General features: G+C 70.5%; 3 protein-coding genes. All 3 read right to left on the bottom strand.

Translation table 11 applies throughout. The annotated features are described in order from the left end of the window. Positions 1-308: RNA-binding S4 domain-containing protein (locus AC1D12_RS31835; RefSeq protein WP_477845167.1), on the bottom strand; the 308-nt coding region annotated here is incomplete at its 3' end. A 21-nt stretch (positions 309-329) separates the two neighbouring features. Next, a complete protein-coding gene (locus AC1D12_RS31830) occupies positions 330-1,724 on the bottom strand; it encodes a sensor histidine kinase (protein ID WP_465113008.1) in 1,395 nt (464 codons plus the stop codon). Further along, the coding region (locus tag AC1D12_RS31825) for a winged helix-turn-helix domain-containing protein (RefSeq protein WP_477845166.1) at positions 1,721-2,022 on the bottom strand (302 nt) is incomplete at its 5' end. The genes AC1D12_RS31830 and AC1D12_RS31825, both read right to left, overlap by 4 nt.

Here is a 2,022-nt window from a genome sequence, read left to right as displayed (position 1 = left end):
AGCTTGCGCTGCTTCGCCGCCTCCTCGCGGCGCGCGATGCTGTCGGCCGTCTCCTCGTACAGCGCCTGCGCGACCGGCGCCGGCCCGCGCTGGTGGCTGAGCCCCCGCACGACGAGGCTCAGCGTGACCGGCCCCTGGCGCATCTCGATGCGATCGCCCGGCTTCAGCTCGCGCGACGGCTTCGCGGCCTGCCCGTTCACGCCGATGCGGCCCTTGTCGATCTCCTGCGTCGCGAGGCTGCGGGTCTTGTAGAAGCGGGCGGCCCACAGCCACTTGTCGAGTCGCATGCCGTCGTTGTCGTTCGCCATTCCGCCAAGTGTAGGCACGATTCAGGCCGGCGGCGGCTCGCTGGCGGGCCGGAACCGCACCGTCGCATCGAGGCCGGCGAGCCGGCCGGCGAACTGCCGGTTCGTCAGCGCGATCGTCGCGCCCACCGAGTTGCAGATCTCGCGGCAGATCGACAGCCCGAGCCCGCTGCCCTGCGTCGGGTGCCCGGTGTGGAACGGCTCGAACAGCCGGTCGCGCAGCTCGGGTGCGATGCCCGGGCCGCTGTCGCTGATCAGCAGCTCGGCGTTCGCGACCCGCATCAGCAGCTCACCGCGCTTCGGGGTCTCGCGGATCGCGTTGTGCAACAGGTTGCGCAGCAGCTCCCGCACCATCCACTCATGGCCGTGCACCCAGCTCGGTGCGGCCTGCAGCTCGAAGTCGAGGTCGCGCTCGCCGATCAGTGGCGACAGGTCGAGCGCCACCTCTTGCGCTAGCTTTCCCAGGTCGGCGGTGGCCGGCTCGGCCTGGCCCTGCACCTGCTCGACCTTGGCCAGCGCGAGCATCTGGTTGGCCAGCCGGATCGCCCGGTCGACCGTCGCATGCATCGCCGGCAGTGCGTCGCGGGCATCGCTGGCCGGCATGCACAGCGCCGACTGCACCTGCGTCTTCAGCACCGCGAGCGGCGTGCGCAGCTGGTGCGAGGCATCGCGCACGAACTGGCGCTGGTGGTCGTGCAGCCGCTGCAATCGCTGCATCAACTGGTTCACCGCGCCGAGCAGCGGTGTCATCTCGATCGGYAGGTCCGGGCTTGCCACCGGCGACAGGTCGCGGGCGCTGCGAGATTCGAGCTGCGCGCGCAGCGCCTCGATCGGCCGCAGCGCGTGGGCGACGACGAACCAGGTGATCGCCACGACGACGCTGATCAGCAGCGCCTGGCGGACCAGCGTGTCCATCAGGATCTGCCGCGCCAGGCGCCGCCGCACCTCCAGCGTCTCGGCCACCTGCACCAGCGCGACGCCGCGCGCATCGGAGCTGGCCACCGGCTGGTAGAGCGCGGCGATGCGCACCGGCTCGCCGCGGAACTCGCCGTCGTAGAAATCGACCAGCGCGTCGTACGCCGAGCGCTGCGGCGGCGTGCGCGCATAGGCCGGGAAATCGGAGTACCCCGACAGGAACTCGCCGTTGAAGCCGCTCACGCGGTACATCATCCGGGCGTCGCCGTTGTCGAGCATCTCCAGCGCGTTGTACGGCAGCTCCACGTGCAACTCGCTGCCCTTGACCGACAGCAGCTCGCCGATGTTGCGGGCCGAGCTGAGCAGCGTGCGGTCGTAGGCCAGCGTGATGGCGTCGAGCGCTCGCTGGTAGAGGCTGACCGTGTCGAACGCAATGAAGCAGGCGATCGGCAGCACGATCCAGCCCATCAGCCGGCGCCGCAATGAATGGACCGGCCGTGTCATGCGCTGGCGTCGGGCGGGTCGCAGCGCAGCAGGTAGCCCAGGCCGCGCAGCGTGATCAGCGAGACGCCCGAGCCGGCGAGCTTCTTGCGCAGCCGGTAGGCCACCACCTCGATCGCCTCGAACTGGATGTCGGTCTCCATCGGGAACACGACGCGGAACAGCTTCTCCTTCGGCAGCGCATGGCCGGGCCGCGCGATCAGCGCCTTCAGCAACGCCTGCTCGCGCGGCGTCACGTCGAACACGCGGCCGTCGAGGTAGAACGCGCCGGAGGACAGCTCCAGCGTCAGCGCGCCGCAGG

It is taken from the genome of Rhizobacter sp. P1_G5 (genome assembly GCF_056405435.1).
This window is presented reverse-complemented; position numbering and strand designations above follow the sequence as displayed.